This window comes from Aurantimonas coralicida DSM 14790 (assembly GCF_000421645.1).
Lineage (GTDB): Bacteria > Pseudomonadota > Alphaproteobacteria > Rhizobiales > Rhizobiaceae > Aurantimonas > Aurantimonas coralicida.
Genome location: NZ_ATXK01000007.1, coordinates 117513 through 139792 on the forward strand (window position 1 = coordinate 117513; position 22280 = coordinate 139792).

The 22280-nt window shown below is 66.8% G+C and carries 26 protein-coding genes; 18 read left to right on the top strand and 8 right to left on the bottom strand.

The annotated features are described in order from the left end of the window. The first annotated feature begins 18 nt into the window (after positions 1-18). Together H536_RS0115345 and H536_RS0115350 are read left to right on the top strand one after the other, a co-directional pair. The gene (locus tag H536_RS0115345; RefSeq protein ID WP_162142670.1) at positions 19-585 is read left to right on the top strand and encodes a TadE/TadG family type IV pilus assembly protein; all 567 of its coding nucleotides are present in this window, start codon (positions 19-21) and stop codon (positions 583-585) included. 7 nt (positions 586-592) lie between these two features. Beyond that, positions 593-1162, top strand: coding sequence for a TadE/TadG family type IV pilus assembly protein (locus tag H536_RS0115350; RefSeq protein WP_024351319.1), 570 nt, complete (start codon positions 593-595; stop codon positions 1160-1162). Between the two features lie 15 nt (positions 1163-1177). On the opposite strand, the gene H536_RS0115355 is transcribed toward H536_RS0115350, so the two are convergent. Beyond that, positions 1178-2044: a DMT family transporter gene (locus tag H536_RS0115355; RefSeq protein WP_024351320.1), complete on the bottom strand. Its 867-nt coding sequence runs from the start codon at positions 2042-2044 to the stop codon at positions 1178-1180. A 175-nt stretch (positions 2045-2219) separates the two neighbouring features. Next, entirely contained in the window at positions 2220-2981 is a 762-nt protein-coding gene (locus H536_RS0115360) for an SDR family NAD(P)-dependent oxidoreductase (RefSeq protein WP_024351321.1), read from the bottom strand. Between the two features lie 347 nt (positions 2982-3328). On the opposite strand from H536_RS0115360, the gene H536_RS0115365 reads away from it, so the two are divergent. The 6 genes from H536_RS0115365 to H536_RS23355 all read left to right on the top strand — a co-directional run bounded on the left by H536_RS0115365 (position 3329) and on the right by H536_RS23355 (position 9003). After that, positions 3329-4720 (top strand): aminotransferase-like domain-containing protein, encoded by a 1392-nt coding sequence (locus H536_RS0115365; protein ID WP_155898512.1) that lies wholly within the window; start codon positions 3329-3331, stop codon positions 4718-4720. A gap of 157 nt (positions 4721-4877) precedes the next feature. Next, positions 4878-6272 carry a circularly permuted type 2 ATP-grasp protein gene (locus H536_RS0115370; protein ID WP_024351323.1) on the top strand — a complete coding sequence of 465 codons (1395 nt, stop codon included), beginning with the start codon at positions 4878-4880 and terminating at the stop codon, positions 6270-6272. Positions 6273-6282: 10 nt separating this feature from the next. Then, a complete protein-coding gene (locus H536_RS0115375) occupies positions 6283-7233 on the top strand; it encodes an alpha-E domain-containing protein (protein WP_024351324.1) in 951 nt (316 codons plus the stop codon). Positions 7234-7376: 143 nt separating this feature from the next. Continuing rightward, complete coding sequence (locus tag H536_RS0115380) at positions 7377-8108, top strand: proteasome-type protease (protein ID WP_024351325.1); 732 nt, start codon at positions 7377-7379, stop codon at positions 8106-8108. Positions 8109-8202: 94 nt separating this feature from the next. Further along, positions 8203-8781 carry a GGDEF domain-containing protein gene (locus tag H536_RS22710; protein WP_081651948.1) on the top strand — a complete coding sequence of 193 codons (579 nt, stop codon included), beginning with the start codon at positions 8203-8205 and terminating at the stop codon, positions 8779-8781. A 3-nt stretch (positions 8782-8784) separates the two neighbouring features. Continuing rightward, positions 8785-9003, top strand: coding sequence for a nucleotidyl cyclase domain-containing protein (locus H536_RS23355; protein ID WP_051141610.1), 219 nt, complete (start codon positions 8785-8787; stop codon positions 9001-9003). A gap of 18 nt (positions 9004-9021) precedes the next feature. On the opposite strand, the gene H536_RS0115390 is transcribed toward H536_RS23355, so the two are convergent. Then, entirely contained in the window at positions 9022-9387 is a 366-nt protein-coding gene (locus H536_RS0115390; RefSeq protein ID WP_024351326.1) for a gamma-butyrobetaine hydroxylase family protein, read from the bottom strand. A gap of 209 nt (positions 9388-9596) precedes the next feature. On the opposite strand from H536_RS0115390, the gene moaA reads away from it, so the two are divergent. Next, a complete protein-coding gene (moaA, locus tag H536_RS0115395) occupies positions 9597-10586 on the top strand; it encodes a GTP 3',8-cyclase MoaA (protein ID WP_024351327.1) in 990 nt (329 codons plus the stop codon). Continuing rightward, on the top strand, positions 10586-11068 hold the full coding sequence (locus H536_RS0115400; protein ID WP_024351328.1) for a hypothetical protein: 483 nt from the start codon (positions 10586-10588) through the stop codon (positions 11066-11068). The genes moaA and H536_RS0115400 overlap by 1 nt, the downstream gene beginning before the upstream one ends. Positions 11069-11106: 38 nt before the next feature. Here the strand turns inward: H536_RS0115400 and H536_RS24790 are convergent, their stop codons facing one another. After that, positions 11107-11280, bottom strand: coding sequence for a hypothetical protein (locus H536_RS24790; protein WP_156421806.1), 174 nt, complete (start codon positions 11278-11280; stop codon positions 11107-11109). On the opposite strand from H536_RS24790, the gene H536_RS24795 reads away from it, so the two are divergent. From H536_RS24795 to H536_RS0115420, 4 genes are all read left to right on the top strand, one after another. After that, positions 11273-11728, top strand: a complete 456-nt coding sequence (locus H536_RS24795) for a hypothetical protein (protein WP_156421807.1) — start codon at positions 11273-11275, stop codon at positions 11726-11728. The two genes, H536_RS24790 and H536_RS24795, sit on opposite strands and share 8 nt — an antisense overlap. Before the next feature lie 102 nt (positions 11729-11830). After that, positions 11831-12724, top strand: coding sequence for a DMT family transporter (locus H536_RS0115410; protein WP_024351330.1), 894 nt, complete (start codon positions 11831-11833; stop codon positions 12722-12724). Then, positions 12724-13989 (top strand): multidrug effflux MFS transporter, encoded by a 1266-nt coding sequence (locus H536_RS0115415; protein ID WP_244495475.1) that lies wholly within the window; start codon positions 12724-12726, stop codon positions 13987-13989. Before H536_RS0115410 ends, H536_RS0115415 begins: the two co-directional genes overlap by 1 nt. Before the next feature lie 138 nt (positions 13990-14127). Then, on the top strand, positions 14128-14925 hold the full coding sequence (locus H536_RS0115420; protein ID WP_024351332.1) for an ABC transporter substrate-binding protein: 798 nt from the start codon (positions 14128-14130) through the stop codon (positions 14923-14925). Positions 14926-15000: 75 nt separating this feature from the next. Here H536_RS0115420 and H536_RS0115425 read toward each other — a convergent pair whose 3' ends face one another. Further along, on the bottom strand, positions 15001-15969 hold the full coding sequence (locus H536_RS0115425) for an MBL fold metallo-hydrolase (RefSeq protein ID WP_024351333.1): 969 nt from the start codon (positions 15967-15969) through the stop codon (positions 15001-15003). A gap of 117 nt (positions 15970-16086) precedes the next feature. On the opposite strand from H536_RS0115425, the gene H536_RS0115430 reads away from it, so the two are divergent. Genes H536_RS0115430 through H536_RS0115440 form a run of 3 tightly spaced genes read left to right on the top strand, consistent with a single transcriptional unit; the run spans position 16087 to position 18560 of the window. Further along, positions 16087-16797, top strand: a complete 711-nt coding sequence (locus H536_RS0115430) for an ABC transporter permease (protein WP_024351334.1) — start codon at positions 16087-16089, stop codon at positions 16795-16797. After that, positions 16794-17600 (top strand): ABC transporter permease, encoded by an 807-nt coding sequence (locus H536_RS0115435; protein ID WP_024351335.1) that lies wholly within the window; start codon positions 16794-16796, stop codon positions 17598-17600. The genes H536_RS0115430 and H536_RS0115435 overlap by 4 nt, the downstream gene beginning before the upstream one ends. Positions 17601-17624: 24 nt before the next feature. Next, on the top strand, positions 17625-18560 hold the full coding sequence (locus H536_RS0115440; RefSeq protein ID WP_338083207.1) for an NAD(P)-dependent oxidoreductase: 936 nt from the start codon (positions 17625-17627) through the stop codon (positions 18558-18560). An 86-nt stretch (positions 18561-18646) separates the two neighbouring features. On the opposite strand, the gene H536_RS0115445 is transcribed toward H536_RS0115440, so the two are convergent. The 3 genes from H536_RS0115445 to H536_RS0115455 all read right to left on the bottom strand — a co-directional run bounded on the left by H536_RS0115445 (position 18647) and on the right by H536_RS0115455 (position 20461). Next, entirely contained in the window at positions 18647-19132 is a 486-nt protein-coding gene (locus H536_RS0115445; protein ID WP_009210047.1) for an Lrp/AsnC family transcriptional regulator, read from the bottom strand. An 80-nt stretch (positions 19133-19212) separates the two neighbouring features. Then, a complete protein-coding gene (locus H536_RS0115450) occupies positions 19213-19842 on the bottom strand; it encodes a uracil-DNA glycosylase family protein (RefSeq protein ID WP_024351337.1) in 630 nt (209 codons plus the stop codon). A 7-nt stretch (positions 19843-19849) separates the two neighbouring features. Continuing rightward, positions 19850-20461, bottom strand: a complete 612-nt coding sequence (locus H536_RS0115455; RefSeq protein ID WP_024351338.1) for a glutathione S-transferase — start codon at positions 20459-20461, stop codon at positions 19850-19852. A 229-nt stretch (positions 20462-20690) separates the two neighbouring features. Here H536_RS0115455 and H536_RS0115460 point away from each other — a divergent pair, with 229 nt between their 5' ends. Beyond that, the gene (locus tag H536_RS0115460) at positions 20691-22196 is read left to right on the top strand and encodes a sensor histidine kinase (protein WP_024351339.1); all 1506 of its coding nucleotides are present in this window, start codon (positions 20691-20693) and stop codon (positions 22194-22196) included. Positions 22197-22280 lie beyond the last annotated feature (84 nt).

Here is a 22280-nt window from a genome sequence, read left to right on the forward strand (position 1 = left end):
CGGGGACACAAGATCACCGTGCCGTTTCGACCCGCCAGTCCGAAGAAGAGCCAGCGCAAGACCTTCGGTCGCGACACGTCCGGCGCGACCGCGGTGGAATTCGCCATGGTCGCCGCCCCGCTCTTCATGCTGATCTTCGCCATCGTCGAGACCTTCGTCATCTCGGCCGCCGGCATCCTGCTCGACACCGCCGTCGACGACGTCGCCCGGCAGGTCTTCACCGGCCAGATCCAGCAGTCCGACATCAAGCCGTCGGTGTTCCGCGAGAAGATCTGCGACAAGGTCGATTTCCTCCTGAGCTGCGACAAGGTGAAACTCGACCTGCGCACCATCCCGGCCTTCGCCGATATCCCCACCGACGTGCCGATGAAGCTGAAGCAGGTGGACGACAGCCAGTTCTGTTTCGACCCCGGCGCGGCCAATTCGATCACCGTGCTGCGCGCCTATTACGAATGGCCGTGGACCGCGTCCTTCCTGCACAAGCTGGCGGCCGAAACCGACGGCAACAGCGTCATGTTCTCCATCGCCGCCTTCATGAACGAGCCTTTCGGGGATCGTCTGAACAGCAATTCCAACTGCGCCTGAGGGATCGATGACCGCCAAATTCTTCGGCCCGCTCCGCCGCGCACGCAACGCCCTTGCCGCCTTTTGTGGCGATCGCGGCGGCGTGGCTGCTCTGGAATTCGCCATCATCCTGCCCGGCCTGCTGCTGATCTATCTCGGCGGCTTCGAAGCATCGAAGGCGCTGGAGGCAAGCCGCAAGGTGGAATCGACGGCGGAGACGGTCGGCAATCTCGTCGCCCGCAACCGCACGATGACCGAGACGGGCCTCGAGAACATCTACAACATCTCCTCGGCGATCATGGTCCCCTTCTCCACCGACGGGTTGAAGATCGTCGTCACCACGGTCAGCGTCGACGACGAGGGCAAGGGCACGGTCGACTGGTCGCAGGCCAATACCGGCCCGGCGCTCGACAAGGGTGCCCGCTACGACGTTCCCTCCGAGCTGGTCTTCGGCGCCGAGACCTATCTCGTCGTGGTCAGCGTCAGCTACCCGTACAAGCCGGTCATGGATTATGGCGGGTTCTTCTCGGGCACCACCATGGCCAAGGAATACACCTTCCGGCCGCGCATCAGCAAAAGCATCGTCTGGGAGAACTGAGCCGGGTCTCGCCGGTCAGCGGCGGGTGCGGTTCTCGCGCCACCAGATCGTCAGTCCGCTGGCGATCAGGATCGCCGCGCCGGCCAGGAAGTTCCAGCTGAGCGGATCGCCGAGCAGCGTCACGCTGTAGATGCTGGCGAAGAAGACCTGCGCGTAGAGGAACGGCGAGAGCGCCGAGGCCGAGGCGTAGGCAAAGCCCTGCACGATGCAGAAATGGCCGAGCGCCCCCAGCGTGCCGATCGTCACCATCATGGCGAAAACCGGCCAGGTCGGCGTTTCCCAGACAAAGGGCACGGCGATGGTCAGGAGCACCGCGCCGACCGCCGTCGTGTTGAACAAAGTGGCGGCGTTTTCCTCCGGGCCCGACAGGGCGCGGGTCATCAGGAAATAGCCCGACAGGATCACCGCCGACAGAAGCGGCAGCAGGAGATACGGGCTGGTGTCGGCAAAGCCCGGCCGCACGATCAGGAGCACGCCGACGAAGCCGGCGAAGACGGCCGCGATGCGCGGCACGCCGATGCGCTCGCCGAGAAAAATCACCGACAGAACCGTGACGAGGACCGGTGCGAAGAACTGCACCGCCGTCGCGTCGGCCAGCGGCACGTGGGCGAAGGACACATACATCAGCGTCGTCGCGCACAAGAGCGCCGCACCGCGCGCGAGCTGCAGGCCCGGGCGCTTGCTGTGCAGGAAGCTGGTGCCACGCGTCCGGGCGAGCCACGCCGTCATCAGGATCGTGTGGAAGAAATACCGGGCCCAGACGATCTCGAGGACCGGCAGCTCGCCGGTGAGATACTTGCCGAACGTATCCATCGTGGCGAGCAGCAGCCCGGACAGGATCGTCAGCAGGATGCCGGCCAGAACGCCGCTCGGCCGGGTCATCGAAGGCTGCGCGATAAGTGATGCATACGATCACTTCTGCCTTGCCGGCGGCGCGAAAGCGAGCCCGCCGGCATCAGGCCCACCGGTTTGTCCCCCGGCCGATCGGCCCCGCCATGTCCCGAAGCCTTGCCGGCAGCGGGACTGGCGGCCGGGGCTGAGGACACCGGCACGCCGATTAGATCGATCCGGCTTCGACCATGTAGTTGTTGGCGCTGCACATGGCGGCGTCGTCGGAGGCCAGGAACAGCACCATCCGCGCCACATAGACCGGCTCGATCAGGTCCGGCAGGCACTGGCGCGCCTTGTGCTTGTCAAGCGCCTCCGGGTTGGCCCAGAGCTGCTTCTGGCGCTCGGTCATGACCCAGCCCGGCACCACGGTGTTGACGCGGATCCGGTGCGGGCCGAGATCGCGCGCGAACGAGCGGGTCATGCCGTGCACGGCCGACTTGGCGGTGGTGTAGGCGGGCATGTTGCCGGCTGCCTCCCACCAGGAGTTCGACCCCATATTGATGATCGAGCCCTTGCCGGCCGCGATCATCCCCGGCGCGGCCGCCTGGATGGCGAAGAACATGTGGCGGAGATTGGTGGCGATCCGCTCGTCGAAATAGTCCGGCGTCACGTCTTCCCAGCCGTGGCGATCGTCGCGGGCGGCATTGTTGACCAGCACCGTGGCCGGCCCGTTGGCCTCGGCAAGGGCCGCGAAGGCGCGTTTCAGATCGTCTATGTCGCGCAGGTCGCAGGCCTCGAAGCGGACCTGCCGCCCGGCGCCCGTCAGCTCGCCGGCCAGCGCCGTGCCGGCATCGCGGTCGAGATCGACGAAACCGACGTGGGCGCCCTGTTCGGCGAAGGCCCGGACCATGATCTCCCCGATGCCCGAGGCCCCGCCGGTGACGATGACGCTGGCGTTTTCGAGACTGGGATAGCTGGCAAAGCGCATGGATCGTCCCCTCTGAATCCGGTTGAAGCTCGATAGTGAACTGTTGCGGGGGCTGGTAGCATGCCGGCCATGACCGGGCGAGCCTGCCGGCCGCGCTTTACTGCGGCGCAGGCCCCTGCCGTTCGCGCCGCGCCTCCGGCAGCTGCCCGCCGGATGCTGACGATGACAGATGGTGATTCCGGCCGTGCGGGCCGAATGCGCCGCGTCCGGTCAAGCCGGAAGCCTTTAGCCGGGCGGCTATGTTGCAGTGCTCACTCGACTTTCGGACTATTGCACGTCCGCAAGCCTAGCTTAGGATTAGGCAACCTCGTCATGTGATATAACAAGGTGATTTCGGGCTGTCTGAATTGCCCACCGCACAGGCTCCCAACGTCATGTGGAACGCGCAATACGAACACGGTCTGGACGACGTCGCCAGTATCGTCGAGCGGATCGCGCAGGACATCGAAGCCGGCGTGCTGCGCCCCGGCGACCGTCTGCCGCCCCAGCGCGAGCTGGCGAACGGGCTCGGCGTCAAGCTGTCCACGATCAGCCGCGCCTATCGCGAGGCGGCGCAGCGGCGCCTGATCGGCGGCGAGATCGGTCGCGGCACCTATGTCCTGGCCTCCAGCCCCGATTCGCTGCTCTTCGCACCCGACGTGTCGGCAGAGCGGCTGGTGGACCTGTCCACCAACGTGCCGGTCACCATGCCGGACGACACGGCACTGGCGTCGCTGATCGACGGCCTGAGTTCCGCCGAGCGGGCGCAGATGAGCGGCTATCCCGGTTGCGCCCTCGTCCATCGCGCCGCGGAAGCGGTCGGCGACTGGATGGCCTGGCGCGGCATGACCCGCCGACCGGCGACGGTGGTGTCCTGCGCCGGGGCCCATGCGGCGCTGCAGGCGCTGCTGGTCCACGCCACCCGCGAGGGCGACGCGATCCTCGTGGAATCCCTGACATTCCCGGGCCTGAAGGCGCTGGCGCGGCAGTTGCGGCTGCGGCTGATTCCGGTGGAACTGGACGGCGAAGGTGTCACGCCGGAAGGGCTCGACGCCGCCGCGCGCAGTTCCACGGCAAAGCTGGCCGTGCTGATGCCCAACCTTCACAACCCGACCGGCGCGGTCATGGGCGACGACCGGCGCCGGGCAATCGCTGAGATCGCCGAACGCCGCGACCTGACCCTCATCGAGGACGACGCCTACGGGCCCCTGGCCGGCCGGCCGCCGCTGGCAGAGGATCTGGGCGCGCGTGGCATCGTCGTCTCCAGCCTGTCCATGACGGTCATGCCGGGACTGCGCTTCGGCTTCGTCGCCGGCGACCATCCGATGCTGGCCGCCCTCAAGCGCAACCTGCACCTCACCTCCTGGATGATGACGCCGCTGTCCCTGTTGGCCGGATCGGCCTGGATCGAGGACGGCACGGCGGCGGCGCGCACCGCCTGGCAGGCCGAGGCGGTGCGCGAGCGCTGGCGGCAGATGGGGCAGCATCTGGGCCCGTCCGACGCAGTGGCCGCGCCCCATGTCTGGCTCGGTGTCGACGGCGATGCCGAGGAGGCCGCGACGCAGCTGCGCCAGTGCGGCGTCGCCGTGGTGCCGGCCGAAACCTTCGCCTCAGGACGCACCTTCCATTCGCGCGTGCGCGCCTCGCTGACCGCCGCGCCCACGCGTGACGACCTCGACACGGCGCTGGCGATTCTCGCAGATTTCGGCGCGCGCCCCGCCGCGCTGCCCCGGGCCGGCGGTTCCGCCCTCGCGCGATAGGCGCCGGCTGCCCGATCGGGCGGCAGCGGCGGAGGCAGATTGCACAAACGCACGTCAATCGACCGCCGCAGCCTGCGAGACCCTTGATTTTCCGGCCTGTCGCTTTCTCTTATCCAAAAGACAGGTCTGGAGGGTGCAGGTGACGGCGTTCGACGAAATGCTTCTCGATGACGACAATGTCCGGGAACCCTATGCCCGCTTCAACGAGTGGTTCCGACAGCAGAACATCGAGGAACTGGCCGCCAAGACCAACGAGGCCGAGGATTTCTTCCGGCGCACGGGCATAACCTTCAACGTCTATGGCGAGGCCGAGGCCGCCGAGCGGCTGATCCCCTTCGATCTCGTGCCGCGGATCATGGCCAAGGCCGAATGGGATCTTCTCGCCGAGGGCATCGAGCAGCGGGTGCAGGCCCTCAACGCGTTTCTCTACGACATCTACCACGACCAGGAGATCGTGAAGGCGGGCAAGGTGCCCGAGCGCCTGATCGTCGGCAACGAGGCCTATCTGCCGCAGATGGAAGGCTTCCGGCCGCCCGGCGGGGTCTACACCCACATCATCGGCACCGACATCGTGCGGTGCGGCGAAAACGAATTCTACGTCCTGGAGGATAACGCCCGCACGCCGTCCGGCGTCTCGTACATGATCGAGAACCGGGAAACGATGATGCAGATGTTTCCCGAGCTGTTCGCGCAGAACCGCGTGCGGCCGGTCGAGACCTACCCGCATCACCTGCGCCGCTCGCTCGCCGCGGTCGCGCCGCCCGCCTGCGACGGCCCGCCGACCATCGCCGTCCTGACGCCGGGCATCCACAATTCCGCGTTCTACGAGCACGCCTTCCTGGCCGACCAGATGGGTGTCGAGCTGATCGAGGGCGCCGACGCCAAGGTGATCGACGGTCGCATCCAGATGCGGACCACCGAGGGCTACCGGCCGATCGATGTCCTCTATCGCCGGGTCGACGACGAGTATCTCGATCCCGAGGCGTTCAGGCCCGATTCCATGCTCGGCATTCCCGGCATCATGGAGGTCTACAAGAACGGCGGCATCACCATCGCCAATGCCCCCGGCACGGGCATCGCCGACGACAAGGCGATCTATTCCTACATGCCGGAAATCGTCGAGTTCTATACCGGCAAGCCGGCCCTCCTGCAGAACGTGCCGACCTGGCGCTGCGCCGAGGAAGACAGCCTCGCCTACGTCCTCGACAATCTGAAGGACCTCGTCGTCAAGGAAGTGCACGGCTCGGGCGGCTACGGCATGCTGGTCGGACCGGCGGCCTCGACGGCCGAACGCGAGGCCTTCGCGGCGAAGCTGCGGGCCAGGCCGCGCAACTACATCGCCCAGCCAACGCTGGCGCTGTCGACCGTGCCGATCCTGGCGGAGCATGGCCTCGCGCCGCGGCATGTCGATCTTCGCCCCTTCGTCCTCGTCTCCGACAAGGTCCGGATCATACCCGGCGGACTGACGCGCGTGGCTCTCAAGGAGGGCTCGCTCGTGGTCAATTCCAGCCAGGGCGGCGGCACCAAGGACACCTGGGTACTGAGGGACTGAAGCGAAGCACATGGCACTACTCGGACGCACCGCCAACGGCCTGTTCTGGATGTCCCGCTATATCGAGCGGGCCGAGAACATGGCCCGCCTCGTCGACGCCGGACAGCGGCTGTCGATGACCAACCTCTCCTCGGACGAACCCGACGAATGGCAGTCGGTGCTGGTCTCGGCCGGCGTCGAGGCGGCCTATCTGGCCAAATATACCGAATACGACACCGCCTCGATCATCGACTTCCTGCTGCGCGACCGGGACAATCCGTCGAGCGTGCGCTCGTCGATCGACACGGCACGGATGAACGGGCGGATGGTGCGGACCGCCCTCACCCGCGACCTGTGGGAGACGATCAACGAGAGCTGGCTGATCATCAAGAGCCGGCTCGACAAGCCGCTGAACCCGCTCGAACTGACGGCCATTCTGGAGCTGGTGAAGCGCCAGACGGCGCTGATCCGGGGCGTCTTCCACGGCACGATGCTGCGCAACGAGATCTTCGACTTCTGCTCGCTCGGTGCCTTCATCGAGCGGGCCGACAACACGGCCCGCATCCTTGACGTGAAATACTGGGTGCTGCTGCCGGAACACTCCTCCGTCGGCTCGTCGCTCGACAATTTCCAGTGGGCGTCGATCCTGCGCTCGGTCTCGGCGCACCGCGCCTATGCTTGGGAATATGACGGCGAGTACCGGGCGACGAACATCATCGACTTCCTGATGCTGAACCGCAGGTTGCCGCGCTCGCTGGCCTATTGCTATCTCTGCATCGAGGAAAGCCTGAAATATCTGAACCGGAACTACGAGACCCAGCACCCCTGCTCGCGCACCGCCAGCGATATCACACGCAAGCTGTCGGACGCGTCGGTGAAGGAGATCATCGACGGCGGCATGCACGAGTTCCTCGAGAACTTCATCATCGAGAACAACCGGGTGGCCAGGGAGATCGCCGAGAGCTACCGCTTCTACGCCTGATAGTGGCAAGACGGCTTCGCTCGCCTGCGAACCGTCACCCTCACGACCAATAACCATTGCGGAAGGCGCGCGGCCTGCACAAAGATGCAGCCGCGCGCGGATAGCTGATTCGTCCTGCGCGCCCCAGGGGGATGTCAGCCAAAATGACCTATTGCGTGGGGCTCCTCGTCGATCGTGGCCTCGTTTTCATGTCGGATACCCGTACCAATGCGGGCATCGACAACATTTCCGTCGTCTCGAAGATGAAGACGTGGGAGGTGCCGGGCGAGCGCTTCCTGTGCCTGCTCAGCGCCGGCAACCTGGCCACTACCCAGTCGACCGTGTCGCTTCTGGAAGAGCGCCTGCTCGCGCCCTCGGAGCGCCAGCCGGCGATCCTGACCCAGCCGTCGATGTTCCAGACCGCCAAGCTGGTCGGCGAGACGATCAAGGAGGTCATCTCCTACACGACGCCGGCCGGCCAGTCGGCCGATGCGCTGTTCTCGGGCACCTTCATTCTCGGCGGCCAGATCAAGGGCGGGCGTCCGCGCCTCTTCCTGATCTACCCGGAAGGCAATTTCATCGAGGCCGGGCCCGACAATCCCTTCTTCCAGATCGGCGAACACAAATACGGCCGGCCGATCATCATCCGCACCTACGATCCGCAGATGAGCCTGGAAGACTGCGCCAAGCTGCTGCTGGTCTCCTTCGATTCGACCATCCGCTCGAACCTGTCGGTCGGCGCGCCGATCGACATGCAGTTCTACGAGACCGACACGATGGTGGCCGGCTACAAGCGACGCTTCGAATTGTCGGACCCGTATTACCAGGAGATCTCGGGCGGCTGGTCCGATGCCCTCAAGGATGCATTCGATCGCCTGCCGCCTTTCCAGCGTTAGAACGCCACAGGTCAAGACACGGGCCGTGTATCGGCATTAATCTTGCGGAAAAGATTGTTCGCAATACTGACGGAACACAGGAAACTGTTTCGGCATGACGCGGACACTCACCCAGCAACCTCTGACGACACGCGGCTTGTGCAAGCTGGCGGGCATCACGCTTTGCGGTGTGCTGTCCTGCATGGCGGTCGCGCTCATCTACAACGCGGCACTGTTTCGCAACGCCGATCCGGAAGCCTTTCGCCTGGCGATGATCTGCGCGGTGGTCGTGCCGACCATCCTCGGCGGGCCGCTCTTCGTCTTCCTATCGCTGAAGCTGCGCGAGTTGCGCGTCCTGAATCGCCGCCTCGAGATCGTCGCCGCCCATGACGGGCTGACGACGCTTCTCAACCGGCGAGCCTTCACCGAGCGGGTCGAGGCGCGGCTGGAATCCATGGCCACGGATGGCCTGGCCGGCGCACTGTTCCTGATCGATGCGGATTTCTTCAAGTCGATCAACGACCGCTACGGCCACGCCACCGGCGACCGGGCGCTCAAGGCGATCGCGCTGCGGCTGCAGGATTCGGTCCGCGAGGGCGACATCATCGGCCGCCTGGGCGGCGAGGAATTCGGCGTGCTGCTCGCCGATGTGGACCGTCTCGCTTCGATACAGATCGCCGAACGGATGCGCTAGGCCGTGGCGACGATGGAACTGGCGTCGCCGGAGGGCAAGCCGGTGCCGGTGTCGGTCAGTATCGGCGGCGTCATCTTCGACCGGCCGGTCGGCTACAGCTATCTCTATCAGGAGGCCGACAACCGGCTCTACGAGGCCAAGGCCCGCGGGCGGAACCGCGTCGTCGTGCGCGACACCGCCCCCGCCGCCGCCGCCGCCGCGCCGGATCGGGTCCGCGCCTGAGGCCGGTGCCCGCCCGCCTCAGCGTTCGCGGCGCAGACCCTTGGCGTCGAGCTCGGCCAGATAGGCCTGCCAGCGCGTGTCCTTCTCGCGGAACAGCTCCGCAAGGTAGCTCCAGCTGAAGATGCCGGTATCGTGACCGTCGTCGAAGCCGATGCGCACGGCATAATTGCCGACCGGCGCGACCGAGGAGATGGCCACGTCGATCTTGCCACCGACGGTCTTGCGCTGATCCGGCGAATGGCCCTGAACCTCCGCAGACGGCGACATTACCCGCAGCATTTCGGCCGACAGATCCTGACGGGCGCCGCCGGCCTGGACGAGCACCAGCGTGCGCCGGTCGGGCGTGACGCGGATTTCCTGTGGCGGCGCGACGGTGTCGGTCATGGCAGTTTCGCCTCCCGGGCGTGTTTCAATTTGTCTGGCAATGGTTTGTTCGATGCGTCGCGCTTGACCCGCACGCACCGCGCTTCCACATTCGCGGGCATGGACATCCACATCACCCTCGCCTGCGAGGCCGCAATCTCATGAGTCTCGTCCCCGACATCAAGACCGCGGTCTCCGAAGGCCGGTCGCGAACCGACGCGTTTCCGGAGATGATCGACCCGTTCGGCCGGGCAGTAACCTATCTGCGCGTGTCGGTCACGGACCGCTGCGATTTTCGCTGCGTCTACTGCATGGCCGAGGACATGACGTTCCTGCCCAAGCGCGACCTGCTGACGCTGGAAGAGCTCGACCGGCTGTCCAGCGCCTTCATCGCCAAGGGCGTTCGCAAGCTGCGCCTGACCGGCGGCGAGCCGCTGGTGCGCAAGAACATCATGCATCTGGTGCGCTCGCTGTCGCGGCATCTGGAATCGGGCGCGCTCGAAGAGCTGACCCTGACCACCAACGGCTCGCAGCTCGCCCGCTTCGCCGACGAACTGGCCGATTGCGGCGTCAAGCGCCTCAACGTCTCGCTGGACACGCTCGATCCCGACAAGTTCAAGCAGATCACGCGCTGGGGCGAACTCGACCGGGTGATGGGCGGCATTCGCGCCGCGCAGGCCGCCGGCATCAAGATCAAGCTCAATGCGGTCGCCCTGAAGGGCTTCAATGAGGACGAGATCCCCGGCATGATCGAGTGGGCCCATGGCCAGGGCATCGACTTCACGCTGATCGAGACGATGCCGCTGGGCGAGATCGACGAGGACCGCACCGACCAGTATCTGCCGCTCAGCCAGGTCCGCCGCGATCTGTCGCAGCGCTGGACGCTGAACGACATCCCCTACAAGACCGGCGGTCCGGCGCGTTACGTGGAAGTGGCAGAGACCGGTGGGCGGCTCGGCTTCATCACGCCGATGACCCACAATTTCTGCGAAAGCTGCAACCGCGTCCGCGTCACCTGCACCGGCACCCTCTTCATGTGCCTCGGTCAGGAAGACGCCGCGGATCTCCGGGCGCCGCTGCGCGCCTCGGAGGGCGACGAATTGCTGTCGAACGCCATCGACGAGGCGATCGGCCGCAAGCCGAAGGGACATGACTTCATCATCGACCGCGACACGAGCAAGCCCTCGGTATCGCGGCACATGAGCATGACCGGAGGATAATGATGCGCCTTGAAGGATTGTCCGTCGCCGCGCTGGCCCTGGCGGCGGCGCTGACCTGTGCCGCGCCGGCCAACGCCGACGACGTCACCTATCGCAACGAACGCTTCGGCACGACGGCGAACTTTCCCGCCGAAGCCTTTCCGAACCAGCTGCCGGCGCCCACCAATGGCGACGGTCTCGGCTGGAGTTCGCCGGCGGGCGCGGAGATCTTCATCTATGCCCGGCCGCGCGAACCCGGCGAGACGCCGCAGGCGGTGGTGGGGCAGCGCGCCGATACGGACGAGGTTACCTATGACCGGTCCGGCAAGCGCTGGGCCGTCGTCTCGGGCTATCGCGACGGCCGGATCTTCTACGAGCGCTACATCTTCCGCGGCGATCTCGTGCATTCGGTCTCGATCCGCTACCCGGAATCGGAGCGCGCGACCTATGACAAGCTGGTCGGCCCGATCACCATGACGCTGGACGGTCCCGCACGCGACTGAGCCAAGAAGGGAGGCGCCCGTCGCCGGGCGCCTCGCGATCAGGCCCGTTCGCTTTCGCGATAGGCTTCCTTGACGGTCTCGACCACGGCCTGCGGCGCCTGCTGCGCGGCCTCGCCGACCGGCTCGTCTTCGGTCAGCAGCGTCTTCTGGGTCGCGGACGTCCCCAGATCGTCGATCAAGCTCTGCGTGCGCATGGCCTCGAGATTGGCCATCGCGGCTTCGCGCAACTGGTCGATCGCGGCGGCGGTCCGCGGCGCGACGGCCAGCGCCCGGGTCGCGGCCGCACCGGTCACCGGCGCGCTGTCGCGGTTCGCCGTGCCCGAAGCCGCAGCATTGCTGGACGATGCGCCTGCACCGGATGACGAGGACGTCGCACCGGCGGTCCCGGCATTCGCCGACGCCGACTGGGTCTCGTTCGACGAGGTGCCGTTGGCCGGCGGTGCCGAGGCGCCCGAACCGCTGTTCGCTTCAGCCGGCGGCGGGGTCTGCTCGCTGGGCTGGGGCTGGCTGCTGGGCGGCGGCGTCTGCCGACTGCCGGGTGAGACGAGGTCGATCAATCCCATAGGTTACGCTCCTGGATACAAAGAGCCGGAGCCTTACGCCTGCAGGGCTTTCCACGGTTTTGCAGAAATCGTTAAAGTTGCAATCACAACGACGTGACGGCTTTTCGCCGGCGGCGATGACGCTTTTCGTATCGCGCCGTCGTCGGCAAAGCGCTAAGGCTGCCTGACACTTCTCCAGCAACCGATCCGGCGGCTCCCCTTGCTCAGCGACAATGCCCGCGCCGCGCTTTTCATGCTCGTCTCCATGGCGGGTTTCGTCGTCAACGACACCTTCGTAAAGCTGGCGGCCGACCACATCTCGCCGCCCCAGATCATGGCCGTGCGCGGCGTCGTCGCCTCGCTGCTGCTGTTCCTCCTGGCCTGGCGGATGGGCGCGCTGCGCCCCCTCGCCATGGCGATGAAGCCGCGGCTCTTGGTGCGCACCATCGCCGACATCACCGCGACCCTGTCCTACATCACCGCCCTGTCCCACATGCCCATCGCCAACGCCTCGGCGATCTTCCAGGCGCTGCCGCTGACCGTCACGCTGGGCGCGGCGCTGTTTCTCGGCGAGCCCGTCGGCTGGCGGCGCTGGGCGGCGATCGCCGTCGGCTTCGTCGGGGTCCTCGTCATCGTGCGGCCGGGCACCGACGGCTTCACCATCTATTCGCTCGCGGTGCTGGCGTCGGTCGCCGCGTCCGCCGTTCGCGACCTGACGACCCGGCGCATGGACCCCAAGGTGCCGTCGCTGTTCATCGCCATGATCACTGCGATCGCGGTTTCGCTGCTCGGCTGGCTGCTGATCCCGCTGGCGGGCGGCTGGCGGCCGATGCCGGCCTTGACGCTGGTCCATCTGAGCTGCGCGGCGGCGTCCATCGCGGTCGGCTACATCTTCATCGTCCAGGCGATGCGGATCGGCGATATGGGCTTCGTCGCGCCCTTCCGCTATGCGGTCCTCGTCTTCGCGCTGATCCTCGGGCTGGTCGTCTTCGGCGACCTGCCCTCGCCGCTGACGCTGCTGGGCGCGGCCATCGTGGTGGCGAGCGGACTTTACACCCTATATCGGGAACGGGTCCGGGGCGTCGCCGCGCCGGTCAAGACACAGGTGCACTGATGCTGAGGGATACACCCGGTCACGACGCCGAGCCGACGGTCCTGCCGACGGCCGGAACGCCTCCCGCCGCCGCACCGGTCACGGGCGCCGCCGCGCGCCGCCCGATGCTGGTCACGCTGATGATCGCCTCGGCGCTGTCGCCGCTTGCGATCAACATCTTCATTCCGTCGATGGCCTCGATCGCCGCCGATCTGTCGGCCGACGGCGCGACGGTCGGCCTTGGCCTGTCGCTCTATCTGGTGGCGACGGCGCTGATCCAGCTCGTCGCCGGACCGCTCTCCGACCGCTACGGACGCCGGCCGATCATTCTCGGCGGCATGGTGCTGTTCCTCGTAGGCACGCTGCTCTGCCTGATGGCCGACGACGTGGCGCTGTTCCTCGTCGGCCGCGTCGTGCAGGCGGCGAGCGCCACCGGCATCGCGCTGTCGCGGGCGATCGTGCGCGACGTCTACAGCCGCGAGCGGGCGGCCGCGATGATCGGCTACGTCACCATGGGGCTTGCCGTCGCGCCGATGATCGGGCCGCTGATCGGCGGCGTCCTCGACACCGCCTTCGGCTGGCGCAGCGTCTTTTGGCTGCTGACCGGCATCGGCATCGTCACGATCGTGCTTCTGGCCTTCGACCTGTCGGAGACCAACGGCGAGACCGGGCGGCCGATCCTGCCGCAGCTGCAGGCCTATGGCGAACTCGCCGGCTCGTCTGCCTTCTGGATCTATGTCGGCACCTCGTCGCTGACCTCGGCGGTGTTCTTCGGCTTCCTCGGCGGCGCGCCCTTCATCGCCATGACGGTGCTGGGCATGACGCCGGCCGGCTACAGCGTCTGGTTCGCGCTCTGCGCCATCGGCTACATGCTCGGCAATTTCGCCACCGCGCGGCTGTCGGAACGCTTCCGTATCAAGACCATGATGGTCACCGGTGCGGTGATCTCGCTGGCCGCGACCAGCCTGTCGCTGGCGCTGATCGCCGGCGGGCTGCTTTCGCCGCTGACGCTGTTCGCGCCGATGCTCTTCGTCGGTTTCGGCAACGGGCTCGTGCTGCCGACCGCAACGGCCGGCGGCGTCAGCGTCATGCCGCAGGCCGCCGGAGCCGCCGCGGGCATGCTCGGCGCCTGCCAGATCGGCGTCGGGGCCCTCAGCTCGATCCTCGCGGCGCTTCTGGCCACCGGCAGCGGGGGCGCCGTCCGCCTGCTCCTGCTGATGACCGGCATCGCCATTGCCGGCCTCGGCGTGGCGCTGTCGGCCAAGCGCGTGAACGCCGCCGGCTGACGCCAATGATGGTTTCATCCGAGAACGCTTGGCGGTTGCCTCACCCGGCAAAAATTGCCAGCATTGGCGCCATAACAGGCATGCCTTCCTGACAGGCCGCACCGGTCCAGGCATGCCGTCCACCCAAAAGAGGTTTTCATGCGTCTCACCCGAACTCTCGCCTTTGCCACCACCGTTGCCGCCCTCGCCCTGGGCCACGCCCAGGCGCAGGAGAGCGACGCCGACAAGGACTGGTCGAAGGTCGTCATCGGCACCGAAGGCGCATATCCGCCGTTCAACTTCCTCGACGCCTCCGGCGAACTGCAGGGCTTCGACGTCGACATCGCCAAGGCGCTGTGCGCCGAGATGAAGGTCGAGTGCAGCTTCGTCACCCAGGATTGGGACGGCATCATCCCGGCGCTGCAGAACGGCAATTTCGACGCGCTCGTCGCCTCGATGTCGATCACGCCGGAGCGTGAGGAGCAGATCGCCTTCACCGATAAATACTACCAGACCCCGCCGGCCATCGCCGTGCCGAAGGATTCCGACATCACGGAAGCCACCGCCGAGGCACTGGCCGGCAAGGCGATCGGCGCGCAGACCTCGACCACCCATGCACGCGCCGCGGAAAGCTACTTCCCCGACGCCGACGTGCGCCAGTACCCGACTGCCGAGGAGTACAAGCTCGACATCGAGAGCGGCCGCGTCGACGCGGTGGTCGACGACGTCGTGGTGCTGGACGAATGGCTGAAGAGCGACGCCGGCGCCTGCTGCAAGCTGCTCGACACGCTGAAGGCCGACCCGGCGATCTACGGCAAGGGCATCGGCATCGGCCTGCGCCAGGGCAGCGACAAGCTGGCCGGCATGTTCAACGACGCGATCGCCGCGATCCGCGAGGACGGCACCTATGACGAGGTGCAGAAGAAGTATTTCGAGTTCGACGTCTACGGCGAGTAAGCCCGGACCCGAGAGATGCGAAGCCGCGGCGGGGCGACCCGCCGCGGCTTTTTCATGCGCGATCGATCCCGGCGGTCAGCCGAGATCGTACTGCCATTCGGATGGCCGGAAGGCATAGGCGGCCTCGCCCGCACCCTTGACCACATGGCCGATGCTGGGAAACGCGATGTGCATGCCGGCGATGCGCGTGCGATTGGCGGCGACATCCGCCAGCAGCGCCTCGCGCGTCGCGATCGCCGCCTGCGGGTCGCCGTCGAAGGCGATGCCGACATCCGGCCGGGCGAACTGGATCGCGCCGGCATGGACGATGTCGCCCCAGACCAGGAGGCCATCGGCGCCCTCGCCGATCATGTAGCCGCAATGGCCGGGCGTGTGGCCGAAGAGCTCGCGCGCGGCGATGCCGGGCACGACGTCGCCGGCCGCCGCGAAGGTCTTCACCTTGTCGCCGGCGACTTCCATGGCGGTGCGGGCCGCGTCGAAGAAGCCCTTGACCGAATCCGGCGCCGCGTCGCGGTTCTCGATGCTGGTCCAGAAATCGTATTCGGCCTTGTGGACATGGACGGTGGCGTTTGGGAAGGCGAGCTTGCCGTCGAGCACCAGGCCGCCGACATGGTCGGGATGCAGATGCGTCAGGAGTACCGCGTCGATGTCCTCGGGCGGGATGCCGGCCGCCGTCAGGCGATCCTGCAGCTTGCCCATCTGCGGGAAGGCGCCGGCGCCGCCGGTGTCGATCAGCACCGTCTGCTCGGGCAGATGCACGACATAGGCGTTGACGCCGGTGGTCACCGGCGGGGCGCCCTTGAAGGCCTCGTCGAGCAGGCGTTCGGCCTCGGACGCCTCGATGTTGGACAGAAGCGTGATGTCGAGGTCGAGATAGCCGTCGGAGACAGCTGTGACGATCGCCTCGCCGACGCGAATCTGCTGGACCGGCAGCACCTGGCTCGTCGGCGCAGGCGCCTTGGCGGCGGCCGGCAGCGCGCCGAGGCGCAACAGGACGGGGGCGCTCAGCGCCCCGGCAACGAAATGGCGGCGGGAAACGGGCATGGCGCGGGCTCCTTGAGGTTGGGAGCGTGGAAATATCGCCGCGTCCGGCCAATGCAATGAAACGGTGTGTCCGCCCGGCTTGATGATCCCGCCGGTGGCGGCTAACCATGGATTTTGATGGATCATTACTGGACGCTCATCGGCTTTGGCCCCACGGGATGGGGAGACGACATCGCCTGGGGCGTCCTCGTCACCGTTTCGCTCGCCCTCGCGACGCTGCCGATCGGCCTCGTCTTCGGCTTCCTCCTGTCGCTGGCGAAACAGTCCGACGACCGCTATCTGAACCTGTCGGCCAACATCTACACCACGATCTTCCGGGGCCTGCCGGAGCTGTTGACGCTGTTCGTGGTGTATTTCGGCGCCAACGGCCTCCTGCGCTCCCTCACCCAGTCGACCGGCCTGCCGGACATCGCCCTGTCGAGCTTCGTGTCCGGCATGATCGCGCTGGGCTTCGTCTTCTCGGCCTTTGCCAGCGAGGTCTTCCTGTCGGCCTTCCGGGCGATTCCCCCCGGTCAGCGCGAGGGCGCGGCGGCGCTCGGCCTCGGTCCGGCGCGGATCATGATTCTCGTCATCCTGCCGCAGATCATCCGCATCGCCCTGCCGGGCCTCGCCAATCTGTGGATGAACCTCCTGAAGGACACGGCGCTGGTCTCGGTCATCGGGCTCGCCGACATCATGCGCCAGACCGGCATCGCGGCGCGCGTGACGCGCGAGCCGTTCTACTTCTTCGGCGTGGCGATCGTGCTCTATCTGGTGCTCACCATGCTGTCCTCGATCGCCATCGGCGGCATCGACCGCTGGACGAAGCGCGGGGACGTGGCGAAATGAGCGATGCCGCCATGGCCGCGCCGCCGGTGGTCAAGCCGAAGCCGAAGATCGGCGGGCTGATCGCGATCGGCATCTGGATCGCCATCTCCATCGGGCTGGCGATCTACATCATCCGCGGCTTCGACCCGACCTTGTTCACGCGGTTCGGCCCGTCCTACCTGTCGGGCCTGTGGATCACCATCACGCTGGTCGTCGGCTCCTTCGTCTGCGGCGCCGTGGTGTCCCTGCCGGTGGCGCTCGGCCGCATGTCGGCCAACCCGGTGGCGCGCACCCTCGCCTTCGTCTTCGTCTATTTCTTCCGCGGCACGCCGCTGATCGCCCAGATCTTCCTCGTCTATTACGGCTTCGGCCAGTTCCGCGGCGCCTTCGAGACGGTCGGCCTGTGGTGGTTCTTCCGCGAAGCCTGGTACTGCGCGCTGTTCTCGCTGACCCTCAACACGGCGGCCTATCAGGCCGAGATCCTGCGCGGCGCCATCCAGAGCGTGCCGACCGGCCAGTGGGAGGGCGCCCGGTCGCTGGGCATGCCGCGGGCGGTGATCTTCTTCAAGGTGATCCTGCCCCAGGCGATGATCGTGGCGCTCAGGCCCTATGCCAACGAGATCATCCTGATGATCAAGGCCTCGGCGATCGTGGCGATCATCACCGTCTACGATCTCTTCGGCGAGACGCGGCAGGCCTATTCGCGCACCTTCGACTTCCAGACCTATGTCTGGGCGGCGGTGCTGTATCTCGCCATCGTCGAGGGGCTGAGACACGCAACCAACTTCATCGAGCGGCGGCTGACCCGGCATCTGAAGCGTTAGCTTGGGAGCCGGGCGGCCACCGGATTGAAACGCGAGGCGACCGCGCAAGGTCACTCGCATCGCAGAACGACATATTGGGGGAGTGAGAACATGGCGAAAGTTGCATTCATCGGTCTCGGCGTCATGGGATATCCGATGGCCGGACATCTCAAGACGAAGGGCGGCCACGAGGTGACCGTGTTCAACCGGTCCGCCGCCAAAGCGCAGAAATGGGCCGACGAACATGGCGGCGCCCATGCCGCGACGCCGCGCGAAGCCGCCAAGGACGCCGATTTCGTGTTCTGCTGCGTCGGCAATGACGACGACGTGCGCTCGGTGATCTACGGGGACGACGGCGCCTTTGCCGGCATGAAGCCCGGCGCCATGCTGATCGACAACACCACCGCCTCGGCGGAGCTCGCCCGCGAGTTGGCGGAAGCGGCCAGCGCCAAGGGCTTCAAGTTCATCGACGCACCCGTCTCGGGCGGCCAGGCCGGCGCCGAGAACGGCGCCCTCACCGTGATGTGCGGCGGCGAACAGGGCGATTTCGATGCGGCCAAGCCGGTCATCGATGCCTATGCCAAGATGGTCGGCCTGATGGGTCCGGCCGGCGCCGGGCAGCTCACCAAGATGATGAACCAGATCTGCATCGCCGGTCTCGTCCAGGGCCTGTCCGAGGCGATCGCCTTCGGCAAGAAGTCCGGCCTCGACATCGAGAACGTCGTCAGCGTCATCTCCAAGGGCGCCGCCGGCTCCTGGCAGATGGAGAACCGCCACAAGACGATGAATGCCGGCGAGTACGAGCACGGCTTCGCCATCGAATGGATGCGCAAGGATCTCGGCATCTGCCTCGCCGAGGCCAAGCGCAACGGCGCGACCCTGCCGGTCACCGCGCTGGTCGACCAGTTCTACGCCGAGGTCGAGGCGATGGGTGGAAAGCGCTGGGACACCTCGGCCCTGCTCGCCCGCCTGGAGCGCTGAGCGCGCTTCACACGCTGCATGAAGTGGCGGTCAGATCGATTCTGGTCTGGCCGCCAAGCTATTGATATGGCGCGCCGATCGCCGGCTCAGGTCTCGCGCGGTTCCTTGTCGAGGACCATGTAGTCCAGCGGCATCTGGGTCGTGTACTTGATCTGCTCCATGGCGAAGGACGAGGACACGTCGCGGATCTCGATCTTCGAGATCATGCGCTGGTAGAAGGCGTCATAGGCGGCGATGTCGGGCACGACGACGCGCAGCAGGTAATCGACGTCGCCGCTCATGCGGTAGAATTCCATCACTTCGGGAAACTCGCCGATCACCTCGGAGAAGCGCTTCAGCCATTCGTTGGAATGGGAATTGGTGCGGATCGAGACGAAGACGGTGACGCGGGCATTCACCTTGACCGGGTCGAGGATCGCCACGCGGCGGCGGATGACCCCCTCCTCCTCCAGCTTCTGGATGCGGCGCCAGCACGGCGTGGTCGACAGGCCGACGCGCTTGGCGACGTCGGCCACCGCCAGCGTCGCGTCTTCCTGCAGCAGTCTCAGTATCTTCTTGTCCAGCCGGTCCATCGACGTGTCACTCCTGTCCTTGCGCCAGAGGATTACAGGAGCCGGCGGCAAATCGGTAGGGTGGCCGAACAATCGCCCGCTCAGACCAGCTCCCCGACGCGCCGGCGCAGTTCAGGCAGCAATTCCTCGCCGAACCAGGGATGACGCTTCAGCCAGCCGCTGTTGCGCCAGGAGGGATGCGGCAGAGGCAGGACGGGAGCAAAGCGCCCGCCCCGGGCGAGGATCGTCCGCCAGTTGGCCACCGTCTCGGTTAGGGTCCGCCCGGCGCCTGAGGCGATGTGGAAGCGCTGGGCATGATGGCCGATCGCCAGGATCAGCTCGATCTGCGGCATGGCCGCCATCGCCCGGTCGTGCCACGTGGCGCGGCATTCGACGCGCGGCGGGCGGTCGCCGCCCTTCGGATCGGTGCCCGGAAAGCAGAAGCCCATGGGCAGGATCGCCACCCGTGCCGGATCGTAGAAGGCCTCCGGCGACAGTCCCAGCCAGTCGCGCAGCCGGACGCCCGACGGATCGTTGAACGGCGTCGTCGAGCGGTCGGCGAGGTTGCCGGGCGCCTGGCCGGCGATCAGCAGCCGGGCCCTGCCGGAGAGGGCCAGTACCGGATTGGGCGTGACCGGCAGCGGCGGCCCGACCGGCGCGTCGCGGCAGATCCGGCAGGCGCGGATCGTGTCGTAGAGCGTCGCCGGGTCCTCGGCCGCTGCCGACGTCAAGGTGGCGTCAGGCCTTCGCGCTGGGCCGTGCCGAGATCTCGGCGTACCAGCGCGCGACGTTGGAAAGGTTGTCCGGCAGCTCGATCTTCGCCGGTTTCATGAAGTCCATGGCGACGAGGCCGGTGATGTCGGCGATGCTGTAATCCGCACCGGCGGCAAAGCGGTTGTCGGCCAGATGCTGGTCGAGAAGGGCCAGGAAATCGAGCGCCTTGGGGCGGTTCGCCGCGCCCCATTCGGCGATCTGCGGCACTTCCCATTCGGCCATCGCCGGATGGGTGTGGCGGAAGGCAGCGGCGACGCAGGCGTAGAAGCCGAGCTCGATGCGGCGGTTCCACATCTCGACCAGGGCGCGGCCGAGAGCGCCGGTGCCGAACAGCGCCGGCTCGGGATGCAGTTCCTCGAAATAGCGGCAGATGGCGACGGATTCGGTCAGGATCGTGCCGTCGTTGAGTTCGAGGACAGGAAGCCGCTGCAGCGGATTGCGACGGCTGATTTCCTCGGACCGATGGCCGAGCTTGGCCATGTCCACCGCCTCGGTCCGCACCGACAGGCCCTTCTCGGACAGGAAGATCCGCACCCGGCGCGGATTGGGCGCGCGGCCACCGTCGAACAGCTTCATCGTAGAGGTCCTCCCACTCTTTTTTCGCCCCGAGCATTAGGCACGCGCCCGTCCGGCGGCAAGCCCGCATCCCCCGCCATGGGGGCGACGGCGCCCTGCTGCGGCGGGTCCGCACCGGCGGCTTTCCCCAGACAAACTCGACATTTCGGGAATCCTTAAGAGAGTTTCTTAATCTCCTCGAAACATCATGGGCGCTCCGGCAAGCGTATGCAGGCGATCGATCGCGTTCATGACAATCGCAGCTCCCCACTCCTACGACCACACGGTCATCGCCAGGCGGCGGGCCGCCCGCAATGGCGACCTGACCCGGACGCTGAAGGCCGCGCGGGAACGTTTGTCGGCGCGTGGCGGGCTGCAGCCGAACTTCGAACGCGAGCTCCTGGTCCAGCATGCCGCGGCGATCCAGGCGGCGGCAATCGTCCTGCCCCTGCCGGTCATCCTCACCGGATTCGGCCTGTCGATCTTCACCGGTCCGCTGCCGGCGATCCTGTGGACCGGTTTCGCCCTGCTCGGCCATTTCGCCCTCGTCGTCGTGTCGCGGCGGTTTCCGGCCGACAATCTGACGCGCGCCGGCATCACCCGCTGGTCGCGGATCTTCCTCGCCGGCCATGTGGCGGCCGGCCTGTCCTGGGCGTATCTGGCGACGCTGGCCTGCGCCGAATGCCAGCCCCTGCGCTTCGAGCTCTTCCAGTTCACGGTGATCTTCCTCGCCATCGCGATGATCGCCATGGTGTCCTCGACGCTGCGCGCCGTCGTCCCGCTCACCTTCCTGCCGACCATCCTGGTGCTCGGCTACGGCATCGTCACCACGGCCCAGCCCATGGCCTCGGCGATGTACGGTGTCCTGATCGGCGCCGTGCCGTTCTTCGCCTTCGTCGCCGAGATGCTGCGCCGCGCCAGCATCGCCCGGCTGAAGCACCAGAGCGAGAAGGACGAGCTGATCGCCGAGCTGGAAATGGCGAAGATCATGTCCGACGAGGCCCGCAGCCGGGCCGAAGAGGCCAACCTCGCCAAGTCGCGCTTCCTGGCGACGATGAGCCACGAGCTGCGCACGCCGCTGAACGCCATCCTCGGCTTCTCCGAAGTGATGAGCAACGAGATCCTCGGCCCCATCGGCAACGAATCCTACAAGGACTACATCGCCGACATCCACGCCTCGGGGCAGCATCTGCTCGGCCTGATCAACGAGATCCTCGATCTGTCGCGGGTCGAGGCCGGGCGCTACGCCCTCAGCGAGGAAGCCGTCGACATCGTCGACATCGCCCGCGACTGCCTCGGCTATGTCCGGGTGAAGGCGGAAGCCAAGGATCTGGTGATCGGCGCGGAGTTCGAAGCCGGCCTGCCGGCCATGTGGGCCGACGAGCGCTCGCTGCGCCAGATCATCCTCAACCTCCTGTCCAACGCGGTGAAGTTCACCCCGCGCGGCGGCGAAATCACCCTGCGCGTCGGCTGGACCGCCGGCGGCGGCCAGTATCTGGCGGTCAAGGACAATGGTCCGGGCATCCCCGAGGAGGAGATCCCGATCGTCCTGTCCTCCTTCGGCCAGGGCTCCATCGCCATCAAGAGCGCCGAACAGGGCACCGGCCTCGGCCTGCCGATCGTCCAGGCGCTGATGAAGATGCATGACGGCTCGTTCGAGCTGCGCTCGCGGCTGCGCGAGGGAACCGAGGCGATCGCGATCTTCCCCAATTCCCGCGTCCTGGAAGTCATGCCGGCCCTCGACGAATACGCCTGACGCCTCTGCACCGTGGCGGATTTCCAGCCGGACGCAACGACGCGGCGCGCTTGTAGGTCACGGCCCGAAAGGCCATATCCGGGT

What these genes read in the sequence shown, in the direction of transcription:
- H536_RS0115370 (WP_024351323.1), top strand. Translation starts at nt 4,878, where the DNA reads ATGCTTCTCGATGACGACAATGTCCGGGAACCCTATGCCCGCTTCAAC.
- H536_RS0115445 (WP_009210047.1), bottom strand. Translation starts at nt 19,132, where the DNA reads ATGGACCGGCTGGACAAGAAGATACTGAGACTGCTGCAGGAAGACGCG.
- H536_RS0115400 (WP_024351328.1), top strand. Translation starts at nt 10,586, where the DNA reads ATGATGCGCCTTGAAGGATTGTCCGTCGCCGCGCTGGCCCTGGCGGCG.
- H536_RS0115390 (WP_024351326.1), bottom strand. Translation starts at nt 9,387, where the DNA reads ATGACCGACACCGTCGCGCCGCCACAGGAAATCCGCGTCACGCCCGAC.
- H536_RS0115415 (WP_244495475.1), top strand. Translation starts at nt 12,724, where the DNA reads ATGCTGAGGGATACACCCGGTCACGACGCCGAGCCGACGGTCCTGCCG.
- H536_RS0115435 (WP_024351335.1), top strand. Translation starts at nt 16,794, where the DNA reads ATGAGCGATGCCGCCATGGCCGCGCCGCCGGTGGTCAAGCCGAAGCCG.
- H536_RS0115360 (WP_024351321.1), bottom strand. Translation starts at nt 2,981, where the DNA reads ATGCGCTTTGCCAGCTATCCCAGTCTCGAAAACGCCAGCGTCATCGTC.
- moaA (WP_024351327.1), top strand. Translation starts at nt 9,597, where the DNA reads ATGATCGACCCGTTCGGCCGGGCAGTAACCTATCTGCGCGTGTCGGTC.
- H536_RS22710 (WP_081651948.1), top strand. Translation starts at nt 8,203, where the DNA reads ATGACGCGGACACTCACCCAGCAACCTCTGACGACACGCGGCTTGTGC.
- H536_RS0115355 (WP_024351320.1), bottom strand. Translation starts at nt 2,044, where the DNA reads ATGACCCGGCCGAGCGGCGTTCTGGCCGGCATCCTGCTGACGATCCTG.
- H536_RS0115380 (WP_024351325.1), top strand. Translation starts at nt 7,377, where the DNA reads ATGACCTATTGCGTGGGGCTCCTCGTCGATCGTGGCCTCGTTTTCATG.
- H536_RS0115455 (WP_024351338.1), bottom strand. Translation starts at nt 20,461, where the DNA reads ATGAAGCTGTTCGACGGTGGCCGCGCGCCCAATCCGCGCCGGGTGCGG.
- H536_RS0115460 (WP_024351339.1), top strand. Translation starts at nt 20,691, where the DNA reads ATGACAATCGCAGCTCCCCACTCCTACGACCACACGGTCATCGCCAGG.
- H536_RS0115425 (WP_024351333.1), bottom strand. Translation starts at nt 15,969, where the DNA reads ATGCCCGTTTCCCGCCGCCATTTCGTTGCCGGGGCGCTGAGCGCCCCC.
- H536_RS0115375 (WP_024351324.1), top strand. Translation starts at nt 6,283, where the DNA reads ATGGCACTACTCGGACGCACCGCCAACGGCCTGTTCTGGATGTCCCGC.
- H536_RS0115420 (WP_024351332.1), top strand. Translation starts at nt 14,128, where the DNA reads ATGCGTCTCACCCGAACTCTCGCCTTTGCCACCACCGTTGCCGCCCTC.
- H536_RS0115430 (WP_024351334.1), top strand. Translation starts at nt 16,087, where the DNA reads ATGGATCATTACTGGACGCTCATCGGCTTTGGCCCCACGGGATGGGGA.
- H536_RS0115350 (WP_024351319.1), top strand. Translation starts at nt 593, where the DNA reads ATGACCGCCAAATTCTTCGGCCCGCTCCGCCGCGCACGCAACGCCCTT.
- H536_RS24790 (WP_156421806.1), bottom strand. Translation starts at nt 11,280, where the DNA reads ATGGCCAATCTCGAGGCCATGCGCACGCAGAGCTTGATCGACGATCTG.